This is a genomic window from Streptomyces sp. NPDC093071 (assembly GCF_044754545.1).
GTDB lineage: Bacteria > Actinomycetota > Actinomycetes > Streptomycetales > Streptomycetaceae > Streptomyces.
The window spans coordinates 1,060,027-1,084,133 of the sequence record NZ_JBIVPH010000003.1; the positions used below are offsets into that span (position 1 = coordinate 1,060,027).

The window sequence follows — 24,107 nt, forward strand, 5'->3', positions numbered from 1 at the left end:
CCAGGGGGGCGGGGGTCACCCCGGGCGCCCGGTCGGACGCCCGGTGGAGGCGTCAGCTCTCCCGGGCCCGCCGCGTCCCCGTCCCCCCGCGTCTGCGGCGGGGCGGGCGGTGGCCCCGGTGGCCGGGGGCGGTGGCCTGGCCGTGGGCGCCGGCGCGGCCGCCGAGGCCGATCCAGACGCGGACCTCCGTACCGCCGAGGACCGAGCGGCCGATGCGGACGTCGCCGCCGGTGCCCTCCGCGACGCGCCGCACGATGTCGAGGCCGAGGCCCGTGGAGCCGTCCCGGCCGCCGCTGTTGCCCCGGGCCAGGGCGGCGGCCGGGTCGGCGATGCCGGAGCCCGCGTCGGAGACCAGGACGATGACGGCGTCGTCGCCGTTGTGGACGTCGATGGAGAAGGCCGTGCCCTCGGGGGTGTGCCGGAAGACGTTGCCGAGGAGCGCGTCGAGCGCGGCGACGAGTTCGGGCCGGGCGACCGGGATGCGGACCGGGCGCTCGACGCCCGCGACCCGCACCCGGCGCCCCTCGTCCTCGGCGAGCGCCGACCAGAAGTCCATGCGCTCGCGCACCACTTCGGCGGCGTCGCAGCCCGCGCCGGGGCCGGTCGCCTGGGTCTGCGGCTTCGCCTCCCGGGCCGTACGGATGATGATGTCGACCTCGCGCTCCAGCTGTTCGACCGCCGCGCGGGTCTGCTCGGCGGCCGGACCGGAGCCGAGCGAGGCCGCGTTGAGCCGCAGGACGGTCAGCGGGGTGCGCAGCCGGTGGGAGAGGTCGGCGGCCAGTTCCCGCTCGTTGGCGAGGAGTTGGACCACCTGGTCGGCCATCGAGTTGAAGGCGACGGCGGCGGACTTGAGCTCCGGCGGCCCCTCCTCGGGGACCCGCGCGCCGAGCCGCCCCTCGCCCAGGTCGTGGGCGGCGCCCGCGAGCCGCTGGGCGGGCTGGACCATGCGGACGCCGAGGCGGTCGGCGACGGCGACGGAGCCGACGATCAGGGCGGCGCCGACCCCGGCGAGGACCAGCCAGGCGGTGCCGACGCCGTTGGACACGTCCCCCTCGGGGACGAAGAGTTCGACGACCGCGACCTGGCCGCTGCTGAGCGCGGTGGGCTGGAGCAGCGCGAAGCCGCCGGGCACCTCGGTGATGGAGGCCCGGCCGAGTTCGCGGGTGGCCGTGAGCTGCTCCTCCCCCGCCCGGCGGGTGCCGATCTCCAGCGGCGGGCCGCCCGGCGTCGCGGCGGGGACGTGGACGGCGAGCCGGCCGGCGGCCCCGTCCTCGGTGGTGGCGACGGCCTTGTCGAGCTCGTCGCGGTCGGTGGTGATGGCGAGGACGGGGGCGAGCCCGGCGGCCCGTCGTTCCGCGTTGGAGAAGGCCCGGTCGCGGGCCATCTCCTTGACGACGAGCCCGAGGGGGACGGCGAAGGCGACCACGACCATGGCGGTGACGGCCAGGCACACCTTGACGAGCGCCCATCTCACGGCCGCGGCTCCCCGGGCGGCTCCAGCTTCACGCCCACCCCGCGCAGGGTGTGCAGATAGCGGGGCCGGGCGGCCGTCTCGCCCAGTTTCCGCCGCAGCCACGACAGGTGGACGTCGATGGTCTGGTCGTCGCCGTAGGACTGCTGCCACACCTCGGCGAGCAGCTCCTTGCGGGGGACGACCACGCCGGGCCGCCCGGCGAGGAAGGCCAGCAGGTCGAACTCGCGCCGGGTCAGGTCCAGGGGCGCGCCGTCCAGCTCCGCCTGGCGGCGCAGCGGGTCGACGGTGAGGCCGCCGACCCGGATGACCCGGGAGGGCGGGGCCTCTCCGGCGCCGGACCGGGCGCGGCGCAGGACGGCGGCCATCCGGGCCGAGAGGTGGTCGACCGAGAAGGGCTTCACGAGGTAGTCGTCGGCCCCCGCGTGGAGGAGCCGTACGATCTCGGCCTCGTCGTCCCGGGCGGTCGCGATGATCACCGGCACGTCGGTGATGCCGCGCAGCATCTTGAGCGCCTCGGACCCGTCCAGATCGGGCAGTCCGAGGTCGAGGATGACCACGTCGAAACGGAAATGGGCGACCTCGCGCAACGCCTCAAGTGCCGTGCCGACGCTCCGTACGGTGTGGGACGCCTCGGAGAGCTGCCGGATGAGGGCGGAGCGCACGAACTGGTCGTCCTCGACCACGAGCACACTTGCCATGGGCGGCACCGTACGCCATGCGGGCGGATCATCGGACCATGTGCACCCCCTGATCCGGAACGGCCGGGGGTGGTGCAGTATGGGCCGGTGCGAAGAGGACTGGTTCACGCCCTGGCCTGGTCGCTCGCCACCGGCGCGGCGGTCACCCTGTCCTGGTGGGGAGTGCACACGGTGCTGTCCGGAACCGTGTACGACCCGCCGCGCGCGCTGCCCCTGCCGGCCGGGTCCTTCGACGGTTCGTACGGCTCCGGCGGCGGACCGCTGACCTCCTCGACCCGGTATCCCGGGACCGACGGGCCGTCCGCGTCCACCACGCCGAGCGACGGCCCGACCCCCTCCGCCACCCCGTCCACCACTCCGCCGCGGCCGGATCCGACGACGGAGGCCCCGGCGAAGTCCCCTCCGGCCACGGTGCCACCGGCGTCGGGATCGGGATCCGGTTCCGGCAACGGCCCGGGCTCCGGCACCGGTTCCGGTTCCGGCGCGAACGTGAAGAGCTATGCCGTGGACGGCGGCCGGGTCGCCTTCGACCTGGGGGAGACCTCGGCCGAGCTGGTCTCCGCGACGCCCGCCCCGGGCTGGCAGATGCAGGTGTGGAAGCAGACGACCTGGATCCGGGTGACCTTCACCCGGGACGGCCGCGAGCTGTCGGTCTTCTGCGTGTGGCACGACACCGCGCCGCGCGTGGAGATCGAGGACCGGGCGATCTGAGCCGCCCTCCCTGTCCGAGTCCTCTGCCCGAGCCCTCTGTCCGAGCCCCCTGCCCGAGCCCTCTGCCCGAGTCCTCTGTCCGAGCCCCTGTCCGAGTCCTCTAGCGGAAGACGGACGCGGGCGGGGCCGGTGACGGCTTGGCGGTCGCGTCGGTGACCGGGGCCGCTCCCCCGGCGAAGTCGGCGAGGGCCCGCCCGTGTTCGACCCGGCCCGGATGCGGGTCGGTGGCGACCCTGCGGGTCAGTTCGGCCACCGGGAGCTCCCGGTCGGAGGCGAGCAGGACGGCGTTGCCGAAGCGGCGCCCGCGCAGGACGGTCGGGTCGGCGGTCAGGGCCAGTTCGGGGAAGACGGCGGCGGCCGTGGCGATCTGGCCGCGCAGATGGGCCAGCGGCGGGCCGTCGGCCAGGTTCGCCGCGTAGAGGCCGCCGGGCCGCAGCGCCCGCCGCACTTCGGCGAGGAATTCGGTGCTGGTCAGATGGGCGGGGGTACGGGCTCCGCCGAAGACGTCCGCGATGATCAGGTCCGCCCAGCCGTCCTGGACCTTGGCGAGGCCGGCGCGGGCGTCGGTGGACCGGACCCGCACGCGGGCGGCGGGGTCGAGCGGCAGCTCCCGGCGGACGAACTGGACCAGGGGCCCGTCGAGCTCCACGACCTGCTGGGTGGAGCGGGGCCGGGTCGCGGCGACGTACCGGGCGAGGGTGAGGGCGCCGCCGCCGAGGTGCACGGCCTGGAGCGGGCGGTTCGGCGGGGCGGCGAGGTCCACGACGTGGCCGAGGCGCCGCTGGTACGCGAAGGAGAGGTGTGCCGGATCGTCCAGGTCGACGTGCGACTGCGGGGCGCCGTCGACGAGCAGCGTCCAGGCGCGCGGGCGCTCCCGGTCGGGTACGAGTTCGGCGAGGCCGCCGTCGACGGTCTCGGTGAGGGGGGTCGCCGCCGCCCGGTCGCGCTGCTTGTTCCTGGCCATCGGTCCATTATCGGACGATCGGACCGCGACCGGCGTGCCCGGGACCGTCGGGCAGGCCCCGAGGACTCAGCGACAGCCGTCGGCGGCCTCGATGAGCCGGGCCGCCTCGCCGAGCGCCCGGCGCAGGACGGCGGGGTCGGTGACCGGGTCGGTGTCGCCGGGGGGCAGCAGCCAGCCGGCCGGGCGGGGGGCGCCGCCGTCCGGTTCCGGCAGCTCGGGGAGTTCCGGCAGCTCGGGGAGGCGGAGGCCGCGCCCCGAGGTGCGCGTACACGCGCTGCCCGGCACGTCCCAGGCGGCGGCGGTGCCGGGCGGGACCAGGAAGCCCAGGGTGTCGCAGGTGCCGTCGTGCACCACGGGGCCCACGGCGGGGGCGCCGGCGCGGCGCAGGATGTCGACGGCCTCCAGGCCCTGGCGGACCGGCACGGTGACCAGGTCCCAGGCTTCGGCGGCGGACTCGGCCCCGGCGGCGCCCGGGGCGGGCACGGGTCGAGCGGCCGACTGTGAACCGATCTCCGACATGGGACCCCTCCTCGCTCCATGAGGAGACACGTTCCGTCTCTCCTTACGGTTCAACGCCCGTGCGCGTCAACGGCTACGGCGTTTTCCCGCCGCAAAGGATGGCAGTTCATGGCAGATCGCAGGCGAGATATCCGATTTGTAGCCAAACTCTGCGTAGGCATTCGGTCACAGCGGGTACGTTTCTGCCGCCGGACCACCGGCAGCACCAGGAGAGGGCTCGGCCATGGCGATGTCACGGGCAGTTCCCAACCTCGCCTTCCGCAGGCTCCGCGGGCAGCAGTCGCCGGCGGAGTTCGCCGCGGCCGTCCGCCGGGCGGCGCGGGAGATCGGCGAACAGGTCGCGTGCGACGCCCGCTACATCGGGCGCGTGGAGGCGGGCGAGATCCGCTGCCCGAACTACGCGTACGAGCGGGTCTTCCTGCACATGTTCCCCGGACTCGGCCTCTCCGACCTGGGCTTCTCCGCGCGGGAGACGGTGCGCGGCCGGCGGCAGACCGTCCCGGCCGGGACCTCGCCCCCCGCCGCCTCCACGACCCGGAACGATGAGGAGAGCGACGTGCTGCGTCGCGCATTCATGACGAGCGGCTCCGCCACCCTGGCGGCCGCCTCGCTGGGACTCGGCGGCCCCGCCGTCGCGATCCCCAGCCCCCGCGGGACCCACCGGATCGGCGAGACCGAGGTGCGGGCCGTCGAGGACGCCGTGCGGCGGATCCGGCTGCTCGACGACCGGCACGGCGCCGACGGGCTCTACAAGGTCGCCGCCCAGCCGCTCCGTACCGCGTACGCGCTGCTCGACGCCGGCACCGCCGCCCGCCGTTCCACCGAGGACCGGCTGCACGCGGGCGCGGGCGAGCTCTCCCTCTCCGTCGGCTGGCTGGCCCACGACTCGGGGCGGCACGAGGACGCGCGCTCGCACTACGCCGAGGCCCTGGCCGTCGCGCGCGTGGCGGGGAACTCCGGAAACGCGGCCCTGGAGGCGCACGCCTTCTGCAACACCTCGTTCCTGGCCCGGGACACCGGCCGGTACCGGGAGGCGGTCCGGGCCGCGCAGGCCGGTCTGCGGGCCGCGGAGCCCCTGGGTTCGGCCCGGCTGCTGTCGCTGCTGTCCCTGCGGGAGGCGTGCGCGTGGGCGGCGCTGGGCGACCGGTCCACCTGCGAGCAGGCCCTCGGCCGCGCCCACTCGTTCTTCGACCGGGGCCCGGCCGACGGCGACCCGGAGTGGATGTCGTTCTTCGGGGAGCCGGAGCGGGAGGCGCAGGAGGCCCAGTGCTGGTCGGTGCTCGGCGACCGGGGCCGGGCCGTCCGCCACTCCCACCGGGCCACGGTCCTGCAGAACCCGCACTTCGCCCGGAACCTCGCGCTCTACCGCGCCCAGCTCGCCAGGGACCTGGCGCACGCGGGCCGTCCGGACGAGGCGACGGCGGAGGCGCGCCGGGTGGTGGACTCCCTGGACGGCATCGCCTCGGCCCGCATCCGCGAACTCCTCGCGGAGACGGGCCGGGTGCTGGCGGCCACCCGCTGAGCGAAGGGGGCTACTGCTCCAGGTGCCCGGTGTCGTTCCAGCGTTCGAGCGCCGGGTCGCCGTACGCCCAGCCCAGGACCGACAGGCTGGTCGGGTCGAGGCGGATGCGGGCGGCGAAGGAGACGTCCTCGCCGAGCCAGCGGGCGCCGATGGAGCGCAGGATGTGCCCGTGGGCGAAGACCAGGACGTCGCGGTCGGCGGAGCGGGCCCACTCCACGACCTCGTCGGCGCGGTCCGACAGCTGGGCCAGGGTCTCGCCCTCCGGGACGCCGTCGCGCCAGATGAACCAGTCCGGCCGCCGCTCCTTGATCTGGGGCGGGGTGAGGCCCTCGTACGCCCCGTAGTCCCACTCCATCAGCGCGTCCCAGGGCTCGGCCCGGTCGCCGAAGCCGGCGAGGGCGCAGGTCTCGCTCGCGCGGACCAGGGGGCTGGTGCGCACCTCCGTGCCGGGCAGGCCCTGCCAGGGGCCGCGGTGCAGGCGCTCGCCGAGCAGCTTCGCGCCGCGGCGCCCCTCTTCGAGCAGCGGTATGTCGGTCCTGCCGGTGTGCCGGCCGAGGAGCGACCACTCGGTCTGGCCGTGCCGGGCGAGCAGGATGCGCGGTGCCATGGGAAGGCTCTCCAGAGGTTCGCGGTGCGGACGTGCTCCTTCCATCATCGCCCAACCGAATTCGGGGCGACACGCGGGCAACCACCGGGTGCCGTCCGGCGTCCCCTCCCCCGGGCCGTACGCCTCACGGGAGGGGACCTTGTCCATGCGCAAGCCACGCTGGTGGGCCGAGCTGTCGCTGATCGGCGTCGTGTACGCGGCCTACACCGGCGGTCGGCTGCTCGTGCGGGGCGACGAGGCCTCGGCCGTCGACCACGGCCTCGCGATCCTGCGCCTGGAGGGGCTGCTCGGGATCGACGCGGAGCGCCCCCTGAACCGGCTGTTCACGGACGTCCCCGCGCTGGGGATCCCGGCGGACTTCGCGTACGCCACGCTGCACTACCTGGTCACCCCGGCGGTCCTGGTGTGGCTGTTCCGGCGGCGGTCCGCGCACTACCGGGCGGCCCGCGCCTGGCTGATGGCCGCCACCCTGCTCGGGCTCGTCGGCTTCACGCTCCTTCCGACCTGCCCGCCCCGGCTGCTCGACGCGGCGCACGGATTCACCGACACGATGGCCCACTTCAGCGCGTACGGCTGGTGGGGCGGCGAGGCGAGCGCGCCGCGCGGCCTGGGCGGGATGACCAACCAGTACGCGGCGATGCCCAGTCTGCACGTGGGGTGGGCGCTGTGGTGCGGGGTGATGCTGTGGCGGTACGGGCGGACTCCGCTCCTGAAGGCGCTCGGGGTGGCGTATCCGCTGCTCACGACGGTGGTGGTGATGGGCACGGCCAACCACTACCTGCTCGACGCGGTCGCGGGGGCGGCCGTGATGGGGGCCGGGTACCTGCTCGCGCCGCACGCGCTGCGGGCGGTCGACCGGCTGCGCGGGACGACGGGCCGAACGGCGGGCGGAACGGCGGGAACGGGGGAAGCCCCTCCGGTTGTCAGTGGGGGATGCGAGACTTCGGCGGGTGAGCACATCCCCGGACAACGGTCTGCCGCCGCTGCCGCAGACGACACGTCGGCAGCGGCTCGCTGAGCTGCGCGGACCGGCCAACGCGCCGCGTCCGCTGGACGCGCGGGCGCTCGCGGCGCTCGCCGCCAACCCCGGCTGCCAGCGGCGGGCCCTGCTCGACGGCGCGGGGATCGACAAGTCCGCCCTCGCCGCGAAGCTCGGCTCCCCGGCCCCCTTCGGGCAGTCGCAGTTCGCGATCGTGCGGGGCAACTCCTTCGAGGCGAAGGTGAAGGCGGACGGCGGCCGCGAACTGCTGCGGCTGCTCGGGGTGGAGGAGCCCGGCGAGGTGGCCGTGCCCGATCTGACGGCGGCCGGACCCGACGGCCGGGTGGCCCGTACGGCGCTCGCGCTGCGGGAGGCGACCGGGTCCGGCGGGTGGACGCTGCTGGACCATCCGCTGCTCGCCCTGGAGGTGGCGGGCTCGCCCGTCTATCTGGAGCCGGACGCGGTGGTGGTGCGTCCGGACGGCGGGTGGACGGTGGTCGAGATCAAGTCCTTCCCGACGATCGACGGTTCGGCCGACGCGGCGAAGGTGGGGGCGGCGGCCCGGCAGGCCGCCGTGTACGTGCTCGCGCTGGAGCGGGTGGCGGCGGTCACGGAGGGCGCGCGGGTGGCGCACTCGGTGCTCCTGGTCTGCCCGAAGGACTTCTCGAACGTGCCGACGGCCTCGGTCGTCGACGTGCGCAAGCAGCGGTCGGTGACCCGGCGCCAGCTGGACCGGCTCACCCGGATCGACGAGATCGCGGACGCCCTGCCGGAGGGCGTCTGCTTCGACGTGGCCGAGCGCTCGCCGGAGGAGCTGACGGCGGCGGTGGAGTCCGTGCCCCACCAGTACGCGCCGGAGTGCCTGGCCGCCTGCGAGCTGGCCTTCCACTGCCGGTCGCGGTCGCGGGAGGCGGGCGCGGTGGAGACCCTGGGCCGCGCGGTACGGGGCGAGCTGGGCGGCCTGACGACGGTCGGCGCGGTCCTGGCGGCGGCGCGCGGCGAGGCGGGCGACCCGGACGACCCGGCGGTGGCGGCCCTGCGGCGGGCCAGGGCCCTGCGCGAGGAGGCGCTGGCGTCGGCGCCCGCCCGCATCCCCCGGGAGCACGTCGAATGCCCCTGCTGACGTCCCTTTCCCGCACCGCGCCCCGGGAGGGCCTCGCATGTCGCTGATCTCCACGCTGGCCCGGATGGAGGCCGTCGAGTCGGGGCGGGCGCAGCCGCTCGCCACCGTGCGGCACCGGCGCGTCTCCGAACGGCCGCTCGTCCTGGTTCCGTTGACCACCGCCGGCGAGGCGGGCGCCCCGCTGGGCGCGCTCGTCGGCACCGACCGCGAGGAGCCGAGGCTCCTGGTGGTGCCCCAGCCCCGCGACCGCGACCTGCGGTTCGCGTTCCTCGCGGACCTGGCCGAGGAGGTCCTGCCGTACGTCGACGCGTTCGCGGACGTCGTCGAGCTGGTGGAGCGCAACGAGACGGACGCCGAGACCGGCAAGAAGGTGCGGGTCGAGGTCGAACTGTGCGCGGACGCGCCGCAGTTGATCGTGCCGAGCCGGGCGGGCATCGAGTACGTACGGCTGCTCGGGCGCTCCACGCGGTTCCGGCGGACGGCCGAGCAGGACCCGGAGACGCCGTTCCCGGCGCCGCCCCGGGTGCCGCTGCTCGGGCGCTGGCTGACGCACTTCGGGGAGCGGGCCCGGGTGCCGGGCTCGTCGCTGCTGCTCGCGGCGACCGACCTGCTCAACCGGCACTGGGCGACCGGCCAGTCCTCCCTGGAGGACCAGCACCTGGGCGCGCTGCTCGCCTGGATCGACCCGGAGGACGGGGTGTCCGGCCGGGAGGGGGCGCTGCGCGCGGAGGCGGGCCGGGACGAGCGGGGGCAGCTCTTCTGCCCGCCCGCCGGGCCCGCTACGGACCCGGCCTTCGACAACCGGCTGCTCGCGCCCGCGATCGAGCGGTACGACCGGGCCCGGCAGGCGTCCGGCGCGGCCGAGGAGGCCGGGGCGGCCGAGCGGGCCCTGGGCGAACTGCTGACGGCCGAGCGGGAGGTGCGCCGGCTCGTCGTCTCGCAGCTGAAGCCGACGTGGGACGCGGTGTGGCGGGCGGTGGACCTGCTGCGGGAGCTGCCGGAGGGGGCCAGGGTCGGGGACCGCTGGACCCGGGACCGCTGGTCCTTCACCGCCCACCGGGACCGGGTCGCGGCCGGCGAGCCGCCGCAGCCGCGCCGGGACGACGCGGTGACGGCGGCGCGGAAGCTCGCGGCCCGCGAGCAGGCGCAGGGCCAGCTGGAGGCGCAGGAGGCCCTGGACGATCCGCTGGTCCTGGCGGGGCGGCGGCTCGCGGGCGAGGCGTTCGCGGCGGAGGTGGTGGAGGTGACGATGGCGTGGACGGAGTCGAAGCGGCCCGCGCCCCGGCCGCTGCTGACGGTCCGCACGGACGACCGGCCGCACCTGGCCGAACGGGTGAAGGCGTACCGCTCGCTGGACGGGAAGCCGCAGACGGCGGAGTTCGTGCGGTACGAGGAGGACGGCTCGCTGCTGCTGCGGCTCCTGGACCGGATGGGCCGGTCGAAGGAGCCGGCGGAGGGGTCGGTGCCGGAGAAGGGCGAGCGGATCGCCTGGACGCTCTTCGAGCACGACCAGCGGACCGGGCCGAAGCTGCCGGACCCGGAGGAGACGCCCTGGACGCACGGCGGCCCGCCCCGGACGGACGCCGTGGAACTGCCGGACCCCGTGACTCCCGAGGACGTGCTGTGAGCGCGTTCGCCCCCGTGACCCCCGAGGACGTGCCGTGACCGTGTTCGATCCCTCCGCCGAGGCCGGGCGGGCGACGGCCGCCATCCTGGCGGACACCCTGCACGGCAGCTCGCGGGGCGTGGTCGTGGACTCCCCGCCGGGTGCGGGCAAGTCGACGCTCGTCGTGCGGGCCGCCCTGGAACTGGCCGCCGCCGGCCGCCCCCTGATGGTGGTCGCGCAGACGAACGCGCAGGTGGACGACCTGGTGCTGCGGCTGGCCGAGAAGGAGCCGGACCTGGAGGTGGGCCGGCTGCACTCCAGCGACTCCGACCCGTACGACAAGGCGCTCGACGACCTGGAGAACGTGCGGAAGTCGGCGAAGGCGGGCGATCTGGCCGGGCTGCCGGTGGTGATCTCGACGGCCGCCAAGTGGGGGCACGTGAAGAACGTGGAGCCGTGGGCGCACGCGATCGTGGACGAGGCGTACCAGATGCGGTCGGACGCGCTGCTCGCGGTGGCGGGGCTCTTCAAGCGGGCGCTCTTCGTGGGCGACCCGGGGCAGCTGGACCCGTTCTCGGTGGTGGGCGCGGAGCAGTGGGCGGGGCTAACGTACGACCCGTCGGCGAGCGCGGTCTCGACCCTGCTCGCGCACAATCCGGAGCTGCCGCAGCACCGGCTGCCGGTCTCCTGGCGGCTGCCCGCGTCGGCGGCGCCGCTGGTGTCGGACGCGTTCTACCCGTACACCCCGTTCCGCAGCGGCACCGGGCACGGGGACCGGAAGCTGTCCTTCGGGGTGCCGTCGGACGGCTCGGGCCCGGACCGGGTCCTGGACGAGGCGGCCGAGTCGGGCTGGGGCCTGCTGGAGCTCCCGGCCCGGCACACCCCGCGCACCGACCCGGAGGCGGTGGGGGCGATCGCCCTGGTGGTGCGGCGGCTCCTGGACCGGGGCGGCGCGGCGGTCTCGGAGCGCGCCGAGCACCCGGTGCCCCTGACGCCCGACCGGATCGCGGTCGGCACCGCCCACCGCGACCAGGCGGCGGCGGTCCGGGCGGCGCTCGCGGACCTGGGCGTGTCCGGGGTGACGGTGGACACGGCGAACCGGCTCCAGGGGCGCGAGTACGACGTGACGGTGGTCCTCCACCCGCTGTCCGGGCGTCCGGACGCGACCGCCTTCCACCTGGAGACGGGCCGCCTGTGCGTCCTGGCCTCCCGGCACCGGCACGCGTGCGTGGTGGTGTGCCGGGCGGGCGTGGCGGAGCTCCTGGACGAGCACCCGTCGACGGAACCGGTCCGGCTGGGGGCGGCGGTGTCGTTCCCGGACGGCTGGGAGGCGAACCACGCGGTCCTCTCCCACCTGGGGGAACACCGGGTGGTCTGGACGCCGTGAGCCCCCGGGGCGCGCGGCCGGACGTTCGCGCCCTTGCGGGGCGCGGGACAATGGATGGCGGCCCGGTCCTCCGGGCCGTGTCCGTGCGCGGCTCCGGCCGTGGGCGGGCGCGTCCGTGCGAGACCGGTGCGAGACCCGTGCGAAGAGGAGAACGATGATGGCGGAATCCGCGGAGCGGAGCGGGCAGCGGCGGCTTCGGCCGGCGCCGCTGATCTTCGAGCCTGCCGAGGCGTCCGCCGATCCGGAGCACTTCTTCGACCTGGAGTCGCTGGAGGACCCGAGGGAGCTGCTGGCCCGGGCGACGGAGCTGACGCTGGCGTTCCGGGCGGCGACGGACCGGGCGACCGAGTTCCAGGCGATCGCGGCGGCCCAGCTCGCGGACCCGCGCCGGTTCGACCGCCTGACGGTGGCCGACGTCGCCGAGCGGGCCCAGTGGACCGAGGACTACGCCCGCAAGATGATCGAGTTCGGCCGCGACCTCATCCGGACGAACGGGCGGCCGACGGAGGACTGAGCGAGGACTGAGCGGGGGGCTCGACAGGGGGCTCGGGGCGCGCGACACGCGCCCTGGAGCGCGGGGGCGCGATACGGGGGCGCACATGGCCGGAGGCCCGTGCGATGACCGAAAAACCACCCCTGGCATATGCCGAGGGCGCACGATACTCCTCGCCCTCATCTCCTGTCAGGGTTTTCGGGAACCCTTGGAAACCGGTCCGTCACTCCCGGTACACCTGAACGCATGACGACGTGGCTGCGCGAAGAGACCCCGCACGACATGTTCCGGTTCCTCCGGGAGGGCGACGAGGGGCGGCACCAGACCGCCCGGGTGACCGCCGACGGGGCCTCCTGGCTGGCCTCGGCCGTCGGCGGGCGGGGCACCGCGCTCACCCGCTGGGAGTCCCGGCCCGACTCGCCCGCCGCGCTGCCCTGCGGGACGGTCTTCGACGTCGTCAACGTGGACCCGGTCTTCGGGCGCCGGATGCTGGACAAGCTGTGGACGGAGGGCCCGGGATCGGGGCCCGTCGCGGTCCACCGGGGCCGGATGATGCTGTTCGCCGCGCCCGGCACGGCCCAGCGGCTGCCCGCCCTGCTGGACTGGGAGGAGTGGGGCGACGCGGTGCCCCGGCCGCTCTGTCACGGCCTCGGGGACGCGGTGACCGTGCCGCCGCTCGTGCCCTCCGGCTCCGCCGGGCCCCGCTGGCTGGTGGCCCCCGACACCCGCCACCCGTGGCTGCCCGGCCCCGAGGTCGTGCTCTGGGCCTGCGTGCGGGCCGTCCGGGCGGTCTCCGCCGCCGACGTGCGGGTATCGATTTTTCCTCCCGCCGATCCGGGTGCTAATGTCTACGACGTCAGCAGGCGCCGCTAGCTCAGTTGGTTAGAGCAGCTGACTCTTAATCAGCGGGTCCGGGGTTCGAGTCCCTGGCGGCGCACCGACGGAAGAAGCCCCTAGCGAAAGCGGGGGGCTTCTTCGTGTGCGGAGAAGGCGGAGAGCGCGGAGAAGGCGGAGGCTCCGGCGGGCGGGGTCTCAGCCCCGGTCCGCCGGGGTGATCCTGACCGTCCAGACGTCCGACCCCGAGCGGTCCATGACCTCGATCCGGACGCCCGAATCGGACACGGTGAAGGTCTCGCCCTCCTCCAGCGGGGCGTCCGCCAGCGGCGGGTACACCGAGCGCTCCCAGCAGGCCTCGGTGCGGGGGTGCGCGTCCACGACCTCGACCGGGCCGTCCCCGGAGGCCGTACCGCCGCGCACCCGGTAGACGAGCACGCCCTCCGTGCAGGTGTCGGCGTTGTTCCCGGTGTCGCTCCTGGCCTCGATGGCGAGCACGCTGTCGGGGCCGGTGCGGACGACCGCGAGGCGGGTGCCGAGCGCGCCGCCGTCCCCGGGCGGGGCGTCGGTCGGCTCCAGGGCGACCACCCGGGACTCCGGGCCCTGGACGCAGGTGACCTGCGCGCGGGAGAGCCAGCCGAGCTTCCACTTGTGCCAGCCGAAGAGGTCCGGGGAGAGCCCGAACTGGCTGCCCATGACGTCCCAGTCGCCCACGTGGGTGTCCCAGTCGCCCTTGCCGTCCTCCGGCCGGTGGTAGAGGTCCGGCAGGTCGAAGACGTGGCCGGTCTCGTGGGCCAGGACGTTGCGGTCGGGCGGGTGCCGCTCGAAGACCGTGACGACCCGCCTGATCTCGGCGCCGTCGGCCTCCAGCGGGCGGTCCAGGTTGACGACCTTCGTCGCGTCGGAGTCCACGCCCGGCGCGTCCGGGTCCGCGACCAGGTAGACGATGTCGTACGCGGAGAAGTCGACGTCCGCGTCGGCCGCGGCGACCGCGTCGCGGAGGTACTCGGCCCGCTTCCCCGCGTCCCAGTCCCGCCGTATGTCGTACGCGCCCGACTCGCGCGGCATCGGCGTCCACGTCGTGCGGGGGTGCGGGGTCAGGGTGAAGCGCCCGTAGGAGGCGCGCTCGAAGAACTCGCTGGTGCCGGGGAAGTGGTCGGCGTTGAGCTCGGCCGGGGTGGTGAGCGGCTCGGAGTCCGGGAAGGACAGGAAGACGACGACCGCGTCGAGGTCCCGGTCCGGGCGGGGGTACGAGCCGTTCCAGGTGTCGAGCCCGAGCGAGTGGTGGGCCTGGGTGCGGGGCAGGACGCAGGGGTTCGCCGCGGGGACGCCGACGGCGGGGCCCGCGACGAGCCCGGTGGCGGCCAGGGCGGCGAGCGAGGTGAAGGCGGCCGCGCCGGCGCGCAGCCGGGGACGCCGCTCCACTCCCCCGGGTGGCTGCTGACCCCTCACGTCGACCTCCGGATCACGAATGCGGGACACCCCACCCACCTTGTGATGATTTGCTTAATTTCGCACGTTTCCGCTACCCCGGTCGGGTGAGTGCGCAACGCCGTGTCGACGCGACACGGACGGAAACAGGTTCACGGAAAGTCACCATCGGTCACCCCGTCATCGACCCGTGTCAGAGCCGGGCAGAAACGATCGGGCAGGGTGCTCCGGTGGGGATCCTCACAGCGCCGGGCGGCCCCCGGGTGCGCCCCGGAGCTGGAACGGCCGCCCGGCCTGGCCCTATGATCGGCTCACTCTTCCTCGGCCGACCGTCCCGTCCCCGTACGACCGGCCCGACTGCACTACGGGAGCGAGCGGTGAGCGGAACCCCCGAAGGACCGGTGCACCCAGAGCCGGCGGAGACACACACGGCCGAGCCCGCCCTCACGGAGCGTCACGACGGACGCCGGGAGGCCGAACTCCGCGACTACCGCGCCGCCTTCCGGGTCGCCCGGCTCGCCATGGCCCTCGTCGACCAGGACGGCGTGGTCGTCGCGGCCAACGACTCCCTCGGCGCCCTGCTCGGCGCCGAGGCCGGGACGCTCCGCGAACAGGCCGCCGCCGACCTCGTCGACCTCGCCTCCGACGGGCGCACCTGGCAGGCGTACCGCGAGGTGCTCGGCGGCCGCCGCTCCCGCTTCCGCTGCACCCGCCGCCTCAAGCACGCCGACGGGCGCTCGCTGTGGGCCGAGGTCACCGTCGCCCCGGTGCCCGACAGCCGGCGGGTCCTGCTGTCGATCGCGGACATCAGCGACCGGCGCGAGCTCCAGGCGCGCCTGCGCCACCTCCAGATGCACGATCCGGTGACCCGGCTGCCCAACCGCGCGCTCTTCTTCGAGCGCCTCTCGGCCGCCCTGGACGCCGCCCAGCAGGAGACCGCCGCGCCCCCGGAGCCGTACCGGTCACACGAGTCGCATCAGTCACACGAGTCGTACGCATCGCACGGGTATGGCAGAACAGGGCGGATCGGTCTCTGCTACCTCGACCTCGACGGCTTCAAGGCGGTCAACGACACCCTCGGCCACCGGGTCGGGGACCGACTCCTGGCCGCCGTCGCCGGGCGGCTGACCGAGTGCGCGGACAGCGACGGCTACACCCGCAGCGGCGGGCACCTGGTGGCCCGGCTCGGCGGGGACGAGTTCGCGATCCTGGTCGAGGACTCCACCGGCACCGAGCAGCTCGCGGATCTGGCGCGCTCGGTGCTCGACGCGCTCCAGGACCCCTTCGACCTGGCCGGGCAGCGGCTCTCGGTCTCCGCCTCCATCGGCGTGGTCGAGCGCTCCGGGCGGGGGACGACGGCGACCGCCCTGATGCAGGCCGCCGACACCACGCTGTACTGGGCGAAGGCGGACGGCAAGGCCCGCTGGACCCTCTTCGACCCCGAGCGCAACGCCCACCGGATGACCCGGCAGGCGCTCTCCTCCACCCTGCGGCCGGCCGTGGAGGACGGGGAGTTCGCCCTGGAGTACCAGCCGCTCGTGGACCTGGCCGACGGGGCCGTGCGCGGGGTGGAGGCGCTGGTGCGCTGGCACCACCCGCAGTTCGGCCCGCTGCCGCCGAATCGGTTCATCGGGATCGCCGAGGAGGACGGCTCCATCGTGGAGCTGGGCCGCTGGATCCTGCGCACCGCCTGCCGCCAGGCCCGGCAGTGGCAGAAGGACCATCCGCGCGAGCGCCCGCTCTTCGTGAGCGTGAACGTGGCGGTCCGTCAGGTCTGGGACTCCGACCTGGTCGCGGACGTGGCGGGGATCCTCGCGGAGACCGGGCTCGCCCCGCACCTGCTCCAGCTGGAGCTGACCGAGTCCGCCGTGATGGGCTCGGCGGGCCGGCCGCTCCAGGCGCTCCAGGCGCTGAGCGACATGGGGGTGCGGATCGCGATCGACGACTTCGGCACCGGCTACTCGAACCTCGCCTATCTGAGCCGGCTCCCGGTCTCCGTGCTCAAGCTGGACGGCTCCTTCGTCCGCGGCTTCCAGGACGAGGAGCACGCCAACCCGGCCGACGAGCTGATCGTGGAGGCGCTCGTCCAGCTCGCGCACCGGCTCGGGCTCACGGTCACCGCCGAGTGCGTCGAGACCGCGGGGCAGGCCAGCCGGCTGCGGCGGATCGGCTGCGACACGGGGCAGGGCTGGCTGTACTCGCGGGCGGTGACCCCGGACCGGATCGCGGAACTGATCGGCACGGAGCCCCTGCCGGCCTGACCGGCACGGAGCCCGCCACCGACCCGACCCGCCCGCCCCGGAGCCGTACGCGCGCAACGGCTCCGGGCATGGAACTGCCCCCGGCCGGAGGGACATTCCGGGCGGGGGCAGCGGTCATGAGGGGTTCAGCGGGGGCCGGGCACTCAGCAGGCGCCGAGGTCCTGCCAGACGCCCCACTCGCCGGTGGTGCCGGGCACCTCGTTCTGGGTCCACCACTTGGCCTTGTACTTGCGGCCGTTGTGGGCGACCTCGTTGCCCGCGTTGTAGACCGTGCCGGCCACGTACGCCTGGACCGAGCCGCAGCCGCTGGTCGGCGGGGTGGTCGGAGGCGTGGTGGGCGGGGTGGTCGGCGGCGTCGTGGGAGGCGTCGTCGGCGGGGTGGTCGGGTTGGTCGGCTCGGTGGTGGTGCCGCCGAGCGCGGTGTTGATCTGCTTCAGGAGCGTGGCGTTGTTGTCCAGGCCGAGCAGGGAGTACATCATCGCGCCGGCCAGGCCGCGCTGCTTGCCGTAGTCCACCCGGGCCTGGATGGACTTCTGGTTGAGGCCGGTGAAGAACTCGCCGTCCTTGTAGAAGTACGAGGACTTCGACTGGTCGTCCCAGAAGGTGGTCGACGCGTTGTCGACGATGCCGCCGAGCTCCTTGTAGTGCGCGATGCCGGCCTGCTGGCTGAGCGGGCGGGCGCCGGAGCCGCCGGTGGCGGTCTGCGCGAGGCCGTTGGTGGTCCCGGCCGGGACGCCCTTCCAGCCGCGGTAGTAGAACTCGTACCCCAGGGTCAGCTTGTTGGCGGGGAAGCCGCCCGCGATGCCGTAGGCCTGGTTGCCGTCGATCCAGGAGTCGATGGCCGCGTCGATGCTGTACTTCTCGGTGCCCGGCGCGATCACGTCGGTCGGGTCGTTCGGGGAGGGGTACAGCGGGGACTGGTGGTACGTCGGCCCGTCGCCGTCCCAGGCGCCGTGCATGTCGTACGTCATGATGTTCGCGTAGTCGAGGTACGCGCCGATCTTGTCCGTCTCGATGTACTTGATCTTGTCCTGGCCGGCCGGGAGGGCCGCGGTCAGGAGGTACTTCTTGCCGCCGTTGGCCGCGCCGTACTCGTCGAGCTGCTTGCGGAACTCGGCGAGCAGGAGGGTGAAGTTCTGCTTGTCCTCGGGGCCGTAGTGGTTGCCCAGGTGGCCGCCGGAGGAGCCGGGGTACTCCCAGTCGACGTCGATGCCGTCGAAGATGCCGGCCGCCGTGCCCGGACCGCCGTAGCCGCCCTCGACCGGCAGGTTGCCCTTGAGGTACTGGTCGATGCAGGAGGAGACGAGCTTCTTGCGGCTCGCGTCCGTCTTCGCCGCGTCGTGGAAGTACTTGGAGTAGGTCCAGCCGCCCAGCGAGATGTTGATCTTCAGGTGGGGGTACTTCGCCTTCAGTTCCTTGAACTGGTTGAAGACGCCCACGATCGGCTGGTCCCACTTGTCGGCGACGCCGTCGACGCTGTCCGCCGCACTGAAGGACTTCTGGTAGTCGGCGTACGAGTCGCCCGCACCGTCACCCGCGTTGGGGTTGTTGTCGTCGCCCGCGGCCTTGTTGGCCTGGAAACAGGTGAGGTTGGTGGGGTGGATGTTGCCGAACGAGTAGTTGATGACGTCCAGCTGGCTCGCGATGCCCCGGGTGTCGAGGTGCTTGGGGTAGAACGCGTTGCCGTAGACGCTCCACTGGTCGTAGTACGCGATGCGCACGTTGCCCGCGGAGGCGGTGGTCGAGGTGGGGGCCGCCTGGGCGGAGCCGAGTCCGGCGGTCGCCGCGAGCGCGCCGGCGGCGAGGGCCGAGCTCAGGAGCGCGGCGATCAATGACTTACGGGGGTGCACGTGCGGCCTCCGGATGGGGGTACTGGGTGGTGCCGTACAGGAGCTGGAGCAGTGATAACCGGCGCGTGAACGGCGAGTCAATGGTCTGAACCAGATTGAGGACTAGACCAATTGACGGAAGAAAGCCCTTGTCAGAGACGTGCAGCACAAAACGGAACCGCCCGCCACCATCGGTGACGAGCGGTTTAAGGTTCCTTTAGGGAAGGCCCGGGGTTCGTTCGACGCTGAACCAGCCGGCCTCGGAAATCCGGGTTTTACCCGGCGGTCTCCGCCCCGGAACGCTCCTCGGCGAGCTCCGGCATCCCGTACGCGTCCGCGATGAGCGCGTAGCTCCGCAGCCGCGCCTCCCCGCCGTGCGCGTTGGCGGTGATCATCAGCTCGTCGGCGCCCGTGCGCTTGCGCAGGTCGTCCAGGCCCGTGCGGACCTCGTCCGGGGTGCCGTGCACCACGTTCGCGAGCCAGCCGTCCACGAACTCCCGCTCGGCCGGGCTGAAGGAGTACGCCTCCGCCTCCTCCGGCGTCGGCACCAGACCGGGCCGGCCGGTGCGCAGCCGCAGCATCGCGAGGGCCCCGGAGAGCACCTGGCGGCGGGCCTCCGCGGCCTCGTCGGCGGCGAGCGCCGAGACGCCGATCAGCGCGTACGGGGCGTCGAGTACCTCCGAGGGGCGGAAGGAGTCCCGGTAGAGGTCGAGCGCCGGGATCGTGTTCCTGGCCGAGAAGTGGTGGGCGAAGGCGAAGGGCAGCCCGAGCACGCCGGCCAGCCGGGCGCTGAAGCCGGAGGAGCCGAGCAGCCAGATCGGCGGGCGCCCCTTCGGGCCCTGCACCGGGCCGGGCACGGCGTGGATCCGGGCGTACGGGTGCCCGTCCGGGAAGTCGTCGTCCAGGAACCGGGTCAGCTCCGCGAGCTGCTCCGGGAAGTCGTCCGCGCCCTCGTTCAGCCGGTCGGTGCGGCGCAGGGCGGCGGCCGTGGCGCCGTCGGTGCCGGGGGCGCGGCCGAGGCCGAGGTCGACCCGGCCCGGGGCGAGGGCCTCCAGGATGCCGAACTGCTCGGCGACGACGAGCGGGGCGTGGTTGGGCAGCATGATGCCGCCCGAGCCGAGCCGGACGCGCCGGGTGTGGGCGGCGAGGTGGGCGAGGATGACCGCCGGGGAGGAGGAGGCGACCCCGGGCATGGAGTGGTGCTCGGCCACCCAGTGCCGGTGGAAGCCGCGCCGCTCCGCGAGCCGGGACAGCTCGACGCTGGTGGCGAGGGCCTGGGACGCGGTCCGCCCGCTGCCGACGGTCACCAGGTCCAGCACGGACAGGGGTACGGGTGCGGTGCCCCGCGCCTCTCCTCGAATGGTGTCGGTCACCGTCGGGATCCTCCTCGGCACACGTGCGAATACATGGGGAGGAGAACAGGAGGGTGTCTCCGTTTATTCCATCCGCCTCTTCGTACGCCGCTCCGGCCACACCTCCGCCGCCTCCTCGCCCGCACCTCCGCCACCTCTCCGCGCGCCCCTGCGTGCGCCCCCGCGCACGCCCCTCGGGGGCGGCGACGGGTTCCCGCCACCCCGTTCCCATCCGTTATCGGCCACCGGGAGGGGGTCCGCGGGGTCCGTTTCCGCGTGAGAAATCTTCCTCTCCCACCGGCCCGAACGTACGCGCGAGCACCGGGATGCACGCCCCTGACCTGAGGGTCTGCGGAAAAGTCATGACGGGGGCATATGCCAGAGTGGCGCGCCCCAGATGAGGGCCCGGGCCCTCCGCATCATTCTCGCCAACAGCCGCCCCGCGAACGGCCCTTGGCGGTTATCGTGGTACGAAAGCTTGCGGTCACAACCTGGTAGGGGGAAACCGTGGCGCTGAAGCCCGAGCCCACCGCGCCGTTCCATTCGGTGCAGTACGCCCTTCGCGTCCTGGAGACGGTCTCACGGCACGGTGGCGGAGTGACCGACGCCCAGATCGCCCGCGAGACCGGGCTCCCCGTCGCCCACCTCTCCTCGCTGCTCCTGATGCTCCGCCGCGAGGGCTACGTCGAGCAGGTCGCCGACGGCGCCTACGTGGTCGGGGACTCCCTGGTCCTCATCGGCTCCGGCATGACCCGCCGCGAAGCCCTGGAGGCCAAGCTCCAGGAGACCCTGACCGAGCTGCGCGACTCCGTCGGCGCGGCCGTCTACATCAGCCGGTACATCGACGGCGAGGTCAAGATCACCCAGTTCGCCGACGGCCCGCGCACGCCCAAGGTCAACGAGTGGGTGGACTTCCGCTCGGCGGCGCACGCCAGCGCGGTCGGCAAGTGCCTGCTCACCCAGCTCGACCAGAACGGGCGGCGCGACCACCTCTCCCGTCACAAGATCGCCCGGCTGACCTCGCGGACCATCACCAGCGAGCGGATCCTCTTCTCCAAGCTCGACAGCCAGCCGGCCACCGTCCCCGTGCTCGACCTCCAGGAGTACGCGGTGGGCACGGTCTGCGCCGCCGTGCCGCTGACGGCGGGCGCGTCCGTGGGCTGTCTGGCGCTCTCCCTGCCGATCGAGCACGCCCACCGGCTGCGCGCGGCGGCCGACACGCTCAACCGCAGGGCCGCCCCGGTGGTCCTCTCGCTGGCCATCTGACCGCCCCTCCCGAGGGGCGGTCCGGAGCACCCCGCGGGACCGGGTAGTATTTTCTCTGTCAGCAGGCGCCGCTAGCTCAGTTGGTTAGAGCAGCTGACTCTTAATCAGCGGGTCCGGGGTTCGAGTCCCTGGCGGCGCACAGACGGAGAAGGCCCCTCGCGCGAGCGGGGGGCCTTCTTGCCGTCCCCGTCACGCCTTCAGATAGGTCAGGACGGCGAGGACGCGCCGGTGGGTGTCCTCGGCCGGGGGCAGGTCCAGCTTCGCGAGGATGTTGCCGATGTGCTTGCCGACGGCGGCCTCGGTCACCACGAGCCGGCGGGCGACCGCCCCGTTCGAACGGCCCTCCGCGACCAGGCCCAGGACCTCGCGCTCGCGCGGGGTCAGCGCCGCGAGCGGGTCCCGGTGGCGGCGCAGCAGCTGCCGTACGACCTCGGGGTCGACGACCGTGCCGCCGTCCGCGACCCGGACCAGGGCGTCCAGGAACTCCTCGACCTGCCCGACCCGGTCCTTCAGGAGGTAGCCGACGCCGGTGCCGTCGCCCGCGTCGAGGAGGTCGGCGGCGTAGCTGCGCTGCACGTACTGGCTGAGGACGAGGACCGGCAGGCCGGGCCGCTCGGCGCGGAGCGCGACGGCGGCGCGCAGCCCCTCGTCCCGGAAGCCGGGCGGCATCCGCACGTCGGTGACGACGACGTCCGGGTCGTGGGCGGCGACCGCCTCGCGCAGGGCGTCGGCGTCCCCGACGGCGGCGACGACCTCGTGGCCGAAGCGGGCCAGGAGACCGGTCAGACCCTCCCGGAGGAGGACGCCGTCCTCGGCGAGGACGACGCGGAGCCGGCGGCCCGCGCCGGACTGCTCGGTACGGGACAAGGGATCTCCACTCGGAGGAGGGTCGGCCCGCCCGGCGGGCTGGTGATCGTCAGTGTGCCATCGAGGACGGCGATGCGGTCGGCGAGCCCGGTGAGGCCGCTCCCCCGGGCCGGGTCCGCGCCGCCGCGCCCGTCGTCCTCGACGTCGAGCCGCAGGACGCCGTGCGCGTGCCGGGCGGTGATCCGGGCCCGGCGGGCGCCGCTGTGCCGGCCGACGTTGGCCAGCGCCTCGCAGCCCGCGAAGTAGCCGGCGCTCTCCACGGCCCGGGGCAGCCGGGGCAGCTCGACGTCGGTGTCGACGGGGACGGCCGAGCGGTCGGCGGCGTCGGCGAGGGCGGGGCCGAGGCCGTAGTCGGCGAGGACCTGGGGGTGGATGCCGTGGATCAGCTCGCGCAGCTCGGTCAGGACCCGCCCGGCCTCCGCGTGGGCCTTCGCGAGCTGGTCGGCGAGCGGGCCCGGCGGGGCGTCGAGGCGGGCCAGGCCCAGGGTCATGGTGAGGGCGACCAGGCGCTGCTGGGCGCCGTCGTGGAGGTCGCGCTCGATGCGGCGGCGCTCGGCCTCGAAGGCGTCGACGAGCCGGGCCCGGGAGGCGATGACCTCCCCGATCCCGCCCGCCGGGGCGTCGCGCGGGGCGAGCAGGGCGCGGGCGAGGGCGGCGCGGGCCCCGGCAACGGCGGCGAGCGGATACGCGAGGGCGAGGAGGAGCGCGGCGCCGAGGAGGGCGGTGGCGAAGGCGCCGGGCCAGGTGGTGACCAGGTAGGCCTTGACGACCTTGGCCTCGTGGCCGTCGACGGCCAGCTGGACGGGGGCGCTCATCAGGGCCAGGGGCAGACCGGCGCCGACGGCGAGCACGGCCAGGTCGAGCGGCCACAGGACGGTGGCGAGCAGCAGCGCGTACGCGAGCTCCCGCCAGGTCGCCTGCTCCCCCGCCCGCAGCCGGAGCCAGGCGGCGAGGCCGGGGGCGGCGGGGACGCGGTGCGGATCGGGGGCCGGGTCCCGGTCCACGAGCCGGAGGCGGAGGCGTTCGAGCGCGCCGAGGGCCGGGCCGGAGAGCAGGAGCGGCGGCAGCCCGACGAGGAACAGCGAGAAGACCCCGAGGACCAGGAGGACGAGCCCGGCGGCGGCCCCGGCGAGCACGCCGGTGGCCAGGTACGCGGCGGCCCGCCACGGCCAGGGGCCGGACAGGAAGCGGGGCCGGGTGAGCGCCTGCCAGGGCGTACGGGGGTCCGGTGCGCGGGCTTCTGCTGTACGGGGGTCCGGCGTACGGGGTTCCATGGGCGCCCACGCTAGGCCGGGCGCCGGGGGCCGGGCCATGGGGCTGGAGGGTGGGGAGGGGGTGGGGCTGGACCTACCCCCCGGGGCGGGATGGGTGCCCCCGGGGGCGGGGCGTGGCTCGTGCCCCGGCCCCGGGGGTCGTGCGGGGTCCCCGGGGGGCGCGGTTCGTGCGGGATCGCGCCCCCCGGGGCCGGACTACGTCCGCCGGATCGTCAGAACTTCACGTCCGAGCAGGCGTAGAAGGCGTTCGCGGTGTCCGCGACCGTCCACACCGCCAGGATCAGGTGACGGCCCGTCTTGCCCGCCGGGAGGTTCCCGGAGTGCGAGAGGGTCGCCGGCGGCTGCTGGTTGTTGTAAGGCACGGTCAGGAACGGCTGGGGGTCGAGGGCGGCCCGGGTGAGCGGCTGGCTCGGGTTCCATCCGTTCTTGGTGATGTAGTACTTGAAGTCGGTGGTGCGGTGGCGGGCCGTGAACTGCCAGCGGAAGTTGTAGCTCTGCCCCGCCGTGACGCTGGTCGCCGGCCAGGTGCCGCCCCGGGGGTCGTCGAGCTGGGCGAACGGGGCGTTGCCGCCGGCACAGATCTTGCCGTCGGCGGGCCCGGCGGCCGGGAAGCCCTTGAGCCCCTCGACCGACTGCGGCTCCCACTGGATGTTGCCGCAGTTGGACACGGTGCCGTTGGCACAGAGCTTCTGACGGCTGATCGGCGAGTCGGTGTAGCCGTGGCTTCCGGCGCTGCCGGTGCCGAGGAGGGTGACGCCGGCGACGCCGAGCGCCACCGCCGTCGCACCTATCGATTTCTTGCGCATCGTGTCGCTCCTGAGAACGTGGGGGAGTTCCGTCGGGTCGTGCTGCACGCGTGCGGGTGGTGCCGGTGTTTCCCTGTTCTTCGCCGTACCGCGGTGACGCATTT

21 protein-coding genes and 2 tRNA genes are annotated in these 24,107 nt (G+C 74.4%); 12 read left to right on the forward strand and 11 right to left on the reverse strand.

Going from position 1 to position 24,107, the window contains the following annotated elements:
* Positions 1-52: 52 nt before the first annotated feature.
* Entirely contained in the window at positions 53-1,474 is a 1,422-nt protein-coding gene (locus tag ACIQD7_RS16045) for an ATP-binding protein (protein ID WP_402442116.1), read from the reverse strand.
* Positions 1,471-2,172 carry a response regulator transcription factor gene (locus ACIQD7_RS16050; RefSeq protein ID WP_402442118.1) on the reverse strand — a complete coding sequence of 234 codons (702 nt, stop codon included), beginning with the start codon at positions 2,170-2,172 and terminating at the stop codon, positions 1,471-1,473. Before ACIQD7_RS16050 ends, ACIQD7_RS16045 begins: the two co-directional genes overlap by 4 nt.
* Before the next feature lie 87 nt (positions 2,173-2,259).
* On the opposite strand from ACIQD7_RS16050, the gene ACIQD7_RS16055 reads away from it, so the two are divergent.
* Positions 2,260-2,883 carry a hypothetical protein gene (locus ACIQD7_RS16055; RefSeq protein ID WP_402442120.1) on the forward strand — a complete coding sequence of 208 codons (624 nt, stop codon included), beginning with the start codon at positions 2,260-2,262 and terminating at the stop codon, positions 2,881-2,883.
* Positions 2,884-2,983: 100 nt separating this feature from the next.
* On the opposite strand, the gene ACIQD7_RS16060 is transcribed toward ACIQD7_RS16055, so the two are convergent.
* Together ACIQD7_RS16060 and ACIQD7_RS16065 are read right to left on the reverse strand one after the other, a co-directional pair.
* Complete coding sequence (locus tag ACIQD7_RS16060; RefSeq protein ID WP_402442122.1) at positions 2,984-3,847, reverse strand: spermidine synthase; 864 nt, start codon at positions 3,845-3,847, stop codon at positions 2,984-2,986.
* Between the two features lie 66 nt (positions 3,848-3,913).
* Positions 3,914-4,366, reverse strand: coding sequence for a hypothetical protein (locus ACIQD7_RS16065; protein ID WP_121831044.1), 453 nt, complete (start codon positions 4,364-4,366; stop codon positions 3,914-3,916).
* A 223-nt stretch (positions 4,367-4,589) separates the two neighbouring features.
* On the opposite strand from ACIQD7_RS16065, the gene ACIQD7_RS16070 reads away from it, so the two are divergent.
* The gene (locus ACIQD7_RS16070; protein ID WP_402442124.1) at positions 4,590-5,888 is read left to right on the forward strand and encodes a tetratricopeptide repeat protein; all 1,299 of its coding nucleotides are present in this window, start codon (positions 4,590-4,592) and stop codon (positions 5,886-5,888) included.
* Between the two features lie 10 nt (positions 5,889-5,898).
* Here ACIQD7_RS16070 and ACIQD7_RS16075 read toward each other — a convergent pair whose 3' ends face one another.
* Positions 5,899-6,495, reverse strand: coding sequence for a histidine phosphatase family protein (locus ACIQD7_RS16075; protein ID WP_121831046.1), 597 nt, complete (start codon positions 6,493-6,495; stop codon positions 5,899-5,901).
* 145 nt (positions 6,496-6,640) lie between these two features.
* Between ACIQD7_RS16075 and ACIQD7_RS16080 the strand changes: the two genes are divergently transcribed.
* The 7 genes from ACIQD7_RS16080 to ACIQD7_RS16110 all read left to right on the forward strand — a co-directional run bounded on the left by ACIQD7_RS16080 (position 6,641) and on the right by ACIQD7_RS16110 (position 13,020).
* Positions 6,641-7,513: a phosphatase PAP2 family protein gene (locus tag ACIQD7_RS16080; RefSeq protein ID WP_402442127.1), complete on the forward strand. Its 873-nt coding sequence runs from the start codon at positions 6,641-6,643 to the stop codon at positions 7,511-7,513.
* A complete protein-coding gene (locus ACIQD7_RS16085) occupies positions 7,446-8,597 on the forward strand; it encodes a hypothetical protein (RefSeq protein ID WP_402442129.1) in 1,152 nt (383 codons plus the stop codon). Before ACIQD7_RS16080 ends, ACIQD7_RS16085 begins: the two co-directional genes overlap by 68 nt.
* 37 nt (positions 8,598-8,634) lie before the next feature.
* A complete protein-coding gene (locus ACIQD7_RS16090; RefSeq protein WP_402442131.1) occupies positions 8,635-10,224 on the forward strand; it encodes a hypothetical protein in 1,590 nt (529 codons plus the stop codon).
* Positions 10,225-10,258: 34 nt separating this feature from the next.
* Positions 10,259-11,590, forward strand: a complete 1,332-nt coding sequence (locus ACIQD7_RS16095; protein WP_402442133.1) for an AAA domain-containing protein — start codon at positions 10,259-10,261, stop codon at positions 11,588-11,590.
* 157 nt (positions 11,591-11,747) lie between these two features.
* Positions 11,748-12,104, forward strand: a complete 357-nt coding sequence (locus ACIQD7_RS16100; RefSeq protein WP_402442368.1) for a hypothetical protein — start codon at positions 11,748-11,750, stop codon at positions 12,102-12,104.
* Between the two features lie 225 nt (positions 12,105-12,329).
* Positions 12,330-12,956, forward strand: a complete 627-nt coding sequence (locus tag ACIQD7_RS16105) for a hypothetical protein (RefSeq protein WP_121831052.1) — start codon at positions 12,330-12,332, stop codon at positions 12,954-12,956.
* Positions 12,947-13,020 (forward strand) — tRNA-Lys (locus tag ACIQD7_RS16110). The genes ACIQD7_RS16105 and ACIQD7_RS16110 overlap by 10 nt, the downstream gene beginning before the upstream one ends.
* Positions 13,021-13,115: 95 nt before the next feature.
* Here the strand turns inward: ACIQD7_RS16110 and ACIQD7_RS16115 are convergent.
* On the reverse strand, positions 13,116-14,399 hold the full coding sequence (locus ACIQD7_RS16115; protein WP_402442135.1) for a M6 family metalloprotease domain-containing protein: 1,284 nt from the start codon (positions 14,397-14,399) through the stop codon (positions 13,116-13,118).
* Between the two features lie 326 nt (positions 14,400-14,725).
* Here ACIQD7_RS16115 and ACIQD7_RS16120 point away from each other — a divergent pair, with 326 nt between their 5' ends.
* Positions 14,726-16,609 (forward strand): putative bifunctional diguanylate cyclase/phosphodiesterase, encoded by a 1,884-nt coding sequence (locus ACIQD7_RS16120; protein ID WP_402442136.1) that lies wholly within the window; start codon positions 14,726-14,728, stop codon positions 16,607-16,609.
* 143 nt (positions 16,610-16,752) lie between these two features.
* Here the strand turns inward: ACIQD7_RS16120 and ACIQD7_RS16125 are convergent, their stop codons facing one another.
* Both ACIQD7_RS16125 and ACIQD7_RS16130 read right to left on the reverse strand, forming a co-directional pair.
* Positions 16,753-18,459, reverse strand: coding sequence for a glycosyl hydrolase family 18 protein (locus tag ACIQD7_RS16125; RefSeq protein ID WP_161375117.1), 1,707 nt, complete (start codon positions 18,457-18,459; stop codon positions 16,753-16,755).
* Between the two features lie 254 nt (positions 18,460-18,713).
* On the reverse strand, positions 18,714-19,811 hold the full coding sequence (locus ACIQD7_RS16130; RefSeq protein WP_402442138.1) for an LLM class flavin-dependent oxidoreductase: 1,098 nt from the start codon (positions 19,809-19,811) through the stop codon (positions 18,714-18,716).
* A 486-nt stretch (positions 19,812-20,297) separates the two neighbouring features.
* Between ACIQD7_RS16130 and ACIQD7_RS16135 the strand changes: the two genes are divergently transcribed.
* Both ACIQD7_RS16135 and ACIQD7_RS16140 read left to right on the forward strand, forming a co-directional pair.
* Complete coding sequence (locus ACIQD7_RS16135; RefSeq protein WP_351972091.1) at positions 20,298-21,056, forward strand: IclR family transcriptional regulator C-terminal domain-containing protein; 759 nt, start codon at positions 20,298-20,300, stop codon at positions 21,054-21,056.
* Between the two features lie 65 nt (positions 21,057-21,121).
* Positions 21,122-21,195 (forward strand) — tRNA-Lys (locus tag ACIQD7_RS16140).
* Positions 21,196-21,245: 50 nt separating this feature from the next.
* Here ACIQD7_RS16140 and ACIQD7_RS16145 read toward each other — a convergent pair.
* The 3 genes from ACIQD7_RS16145 to ACIQD7_RS16155 form a co-directional block, all read right to left on the reverse strand.
* A complete protein-coding gene (locus ACIQD7_RS16145) occupies positions 21,246-21,923 on the reverse strand; it encodes a response regulator (protein ID WP_390755528.1) in 678 nt (225 codons plus the stop codon).
* On the reverse strand, positions 21,839-23,197 hold the full coding sequence (locus ACIQD7_RS16150) for a sensor histidine kinase (RefSeq protein WP_402442141.1): 1,359 nt from the start codon (positions 23,195-23,197) through the stop codon (positions 21,839-21,841). The genes ACIQD7_RS16145 and ACIQD7_RS16150 overlap by 85 nt, the downstream gene beginning before the upstream one ends.
* Positions 23,198-23,409: 212 nt before the next feature.
* The gene (locus ACIQD7_RS16155) at positions 23,410-24,003 is read right to left on the reverse strand and encodes a lytic polysaccharide monooxygenase (RefSeq protein ID WP_121831060.1); all 594 of its coding nucleotides are present in this window, start codon (positions 24,001-24,003) and stop codon (positions 23,410-23,412) included.
* Positions 24,004-24,107 lie beyond the last annotated feature (104 nt).

Coding starts and splice junctions, on each gene's coding strand:
- ACIQD7_RS16050 (WP_402442118.1), bottom strand. CDS start 2,172: ATGGCAAGTGTGCTCGTGGTCGAGGACGACCAGTTCGTGCGCTCCGCC.
- ACIQD7_RS16060 (WP_402442122.1), bottom strand. CDS start 3,847: ATGGCCAGGAACAAGCAGCGCGACCGGGCGGCGGCGACCCCCCTCACC.
- ACIQD7_RS16065 (WP_121831044.1), bottom strand. CDS start 4,366: ATGTCGGAGATCGGTTCACAGTCGGCCGCTCGACCCGTGCCCGCCCCG.
- ACIQD7_RS16070 (WP_402442124.1), top strand. CDS start 4,590: ATGGCGATGTCACGGGCAGTTCCCAACCTCGCCTTCCGCAGGCTCCGC.
- ACIQD7_RS16075 (WP_121831046.1), bottom strand. CDS start 6,495: ATGGCACCGCGCATCCTGCTCGCCCGGCACGGCCAGACCGAGTGGTCG.
- ACIQD7_RS16080 (WP_402442127.1), top strand. CDS start 6,641: ATGCGCAAGCCACGCTGGTGGGCCGAGCTGTCGCTGATCGGCGTCGTG.
- ACIQD7_RS16090 (WP_402442131.1), top strand. CDS start 8,635: ATGTCGCTGATCTCCACGCTGGCCCGGATGGAGGCCGTCGAGTCGGGG.
- ACIQD7_RS16100 (WP_402442368.1), top strand. CDS start 11,748: ATGGCGGAATCCGCGGAGCGGAGCGGGCAGCGGCGGCTTCGGCCGGCG.
- ACIQD7_RS16105 (WP_121831052.1), top strand. CDS start 12,330: ATGACGACGTGGCTGCGCGAAGAGACCCCGCACGACATGTTCCGGTTC.
- ACIQD7_RS16150 (WP_402442141.1), bottom strand. CDS start 23,197: ATGGAACCCCGTACGCCGGACCCCCGTACAGCAGAAGCCCGCGCACCG.
- ACIQD7_RS16155 (WP_121831060.1), bottom strand. CDS start 24,003: ATGCGCAAGAAATCGATAGGTGCGACGGCGGTGGCGCTCGGCGTCGCC.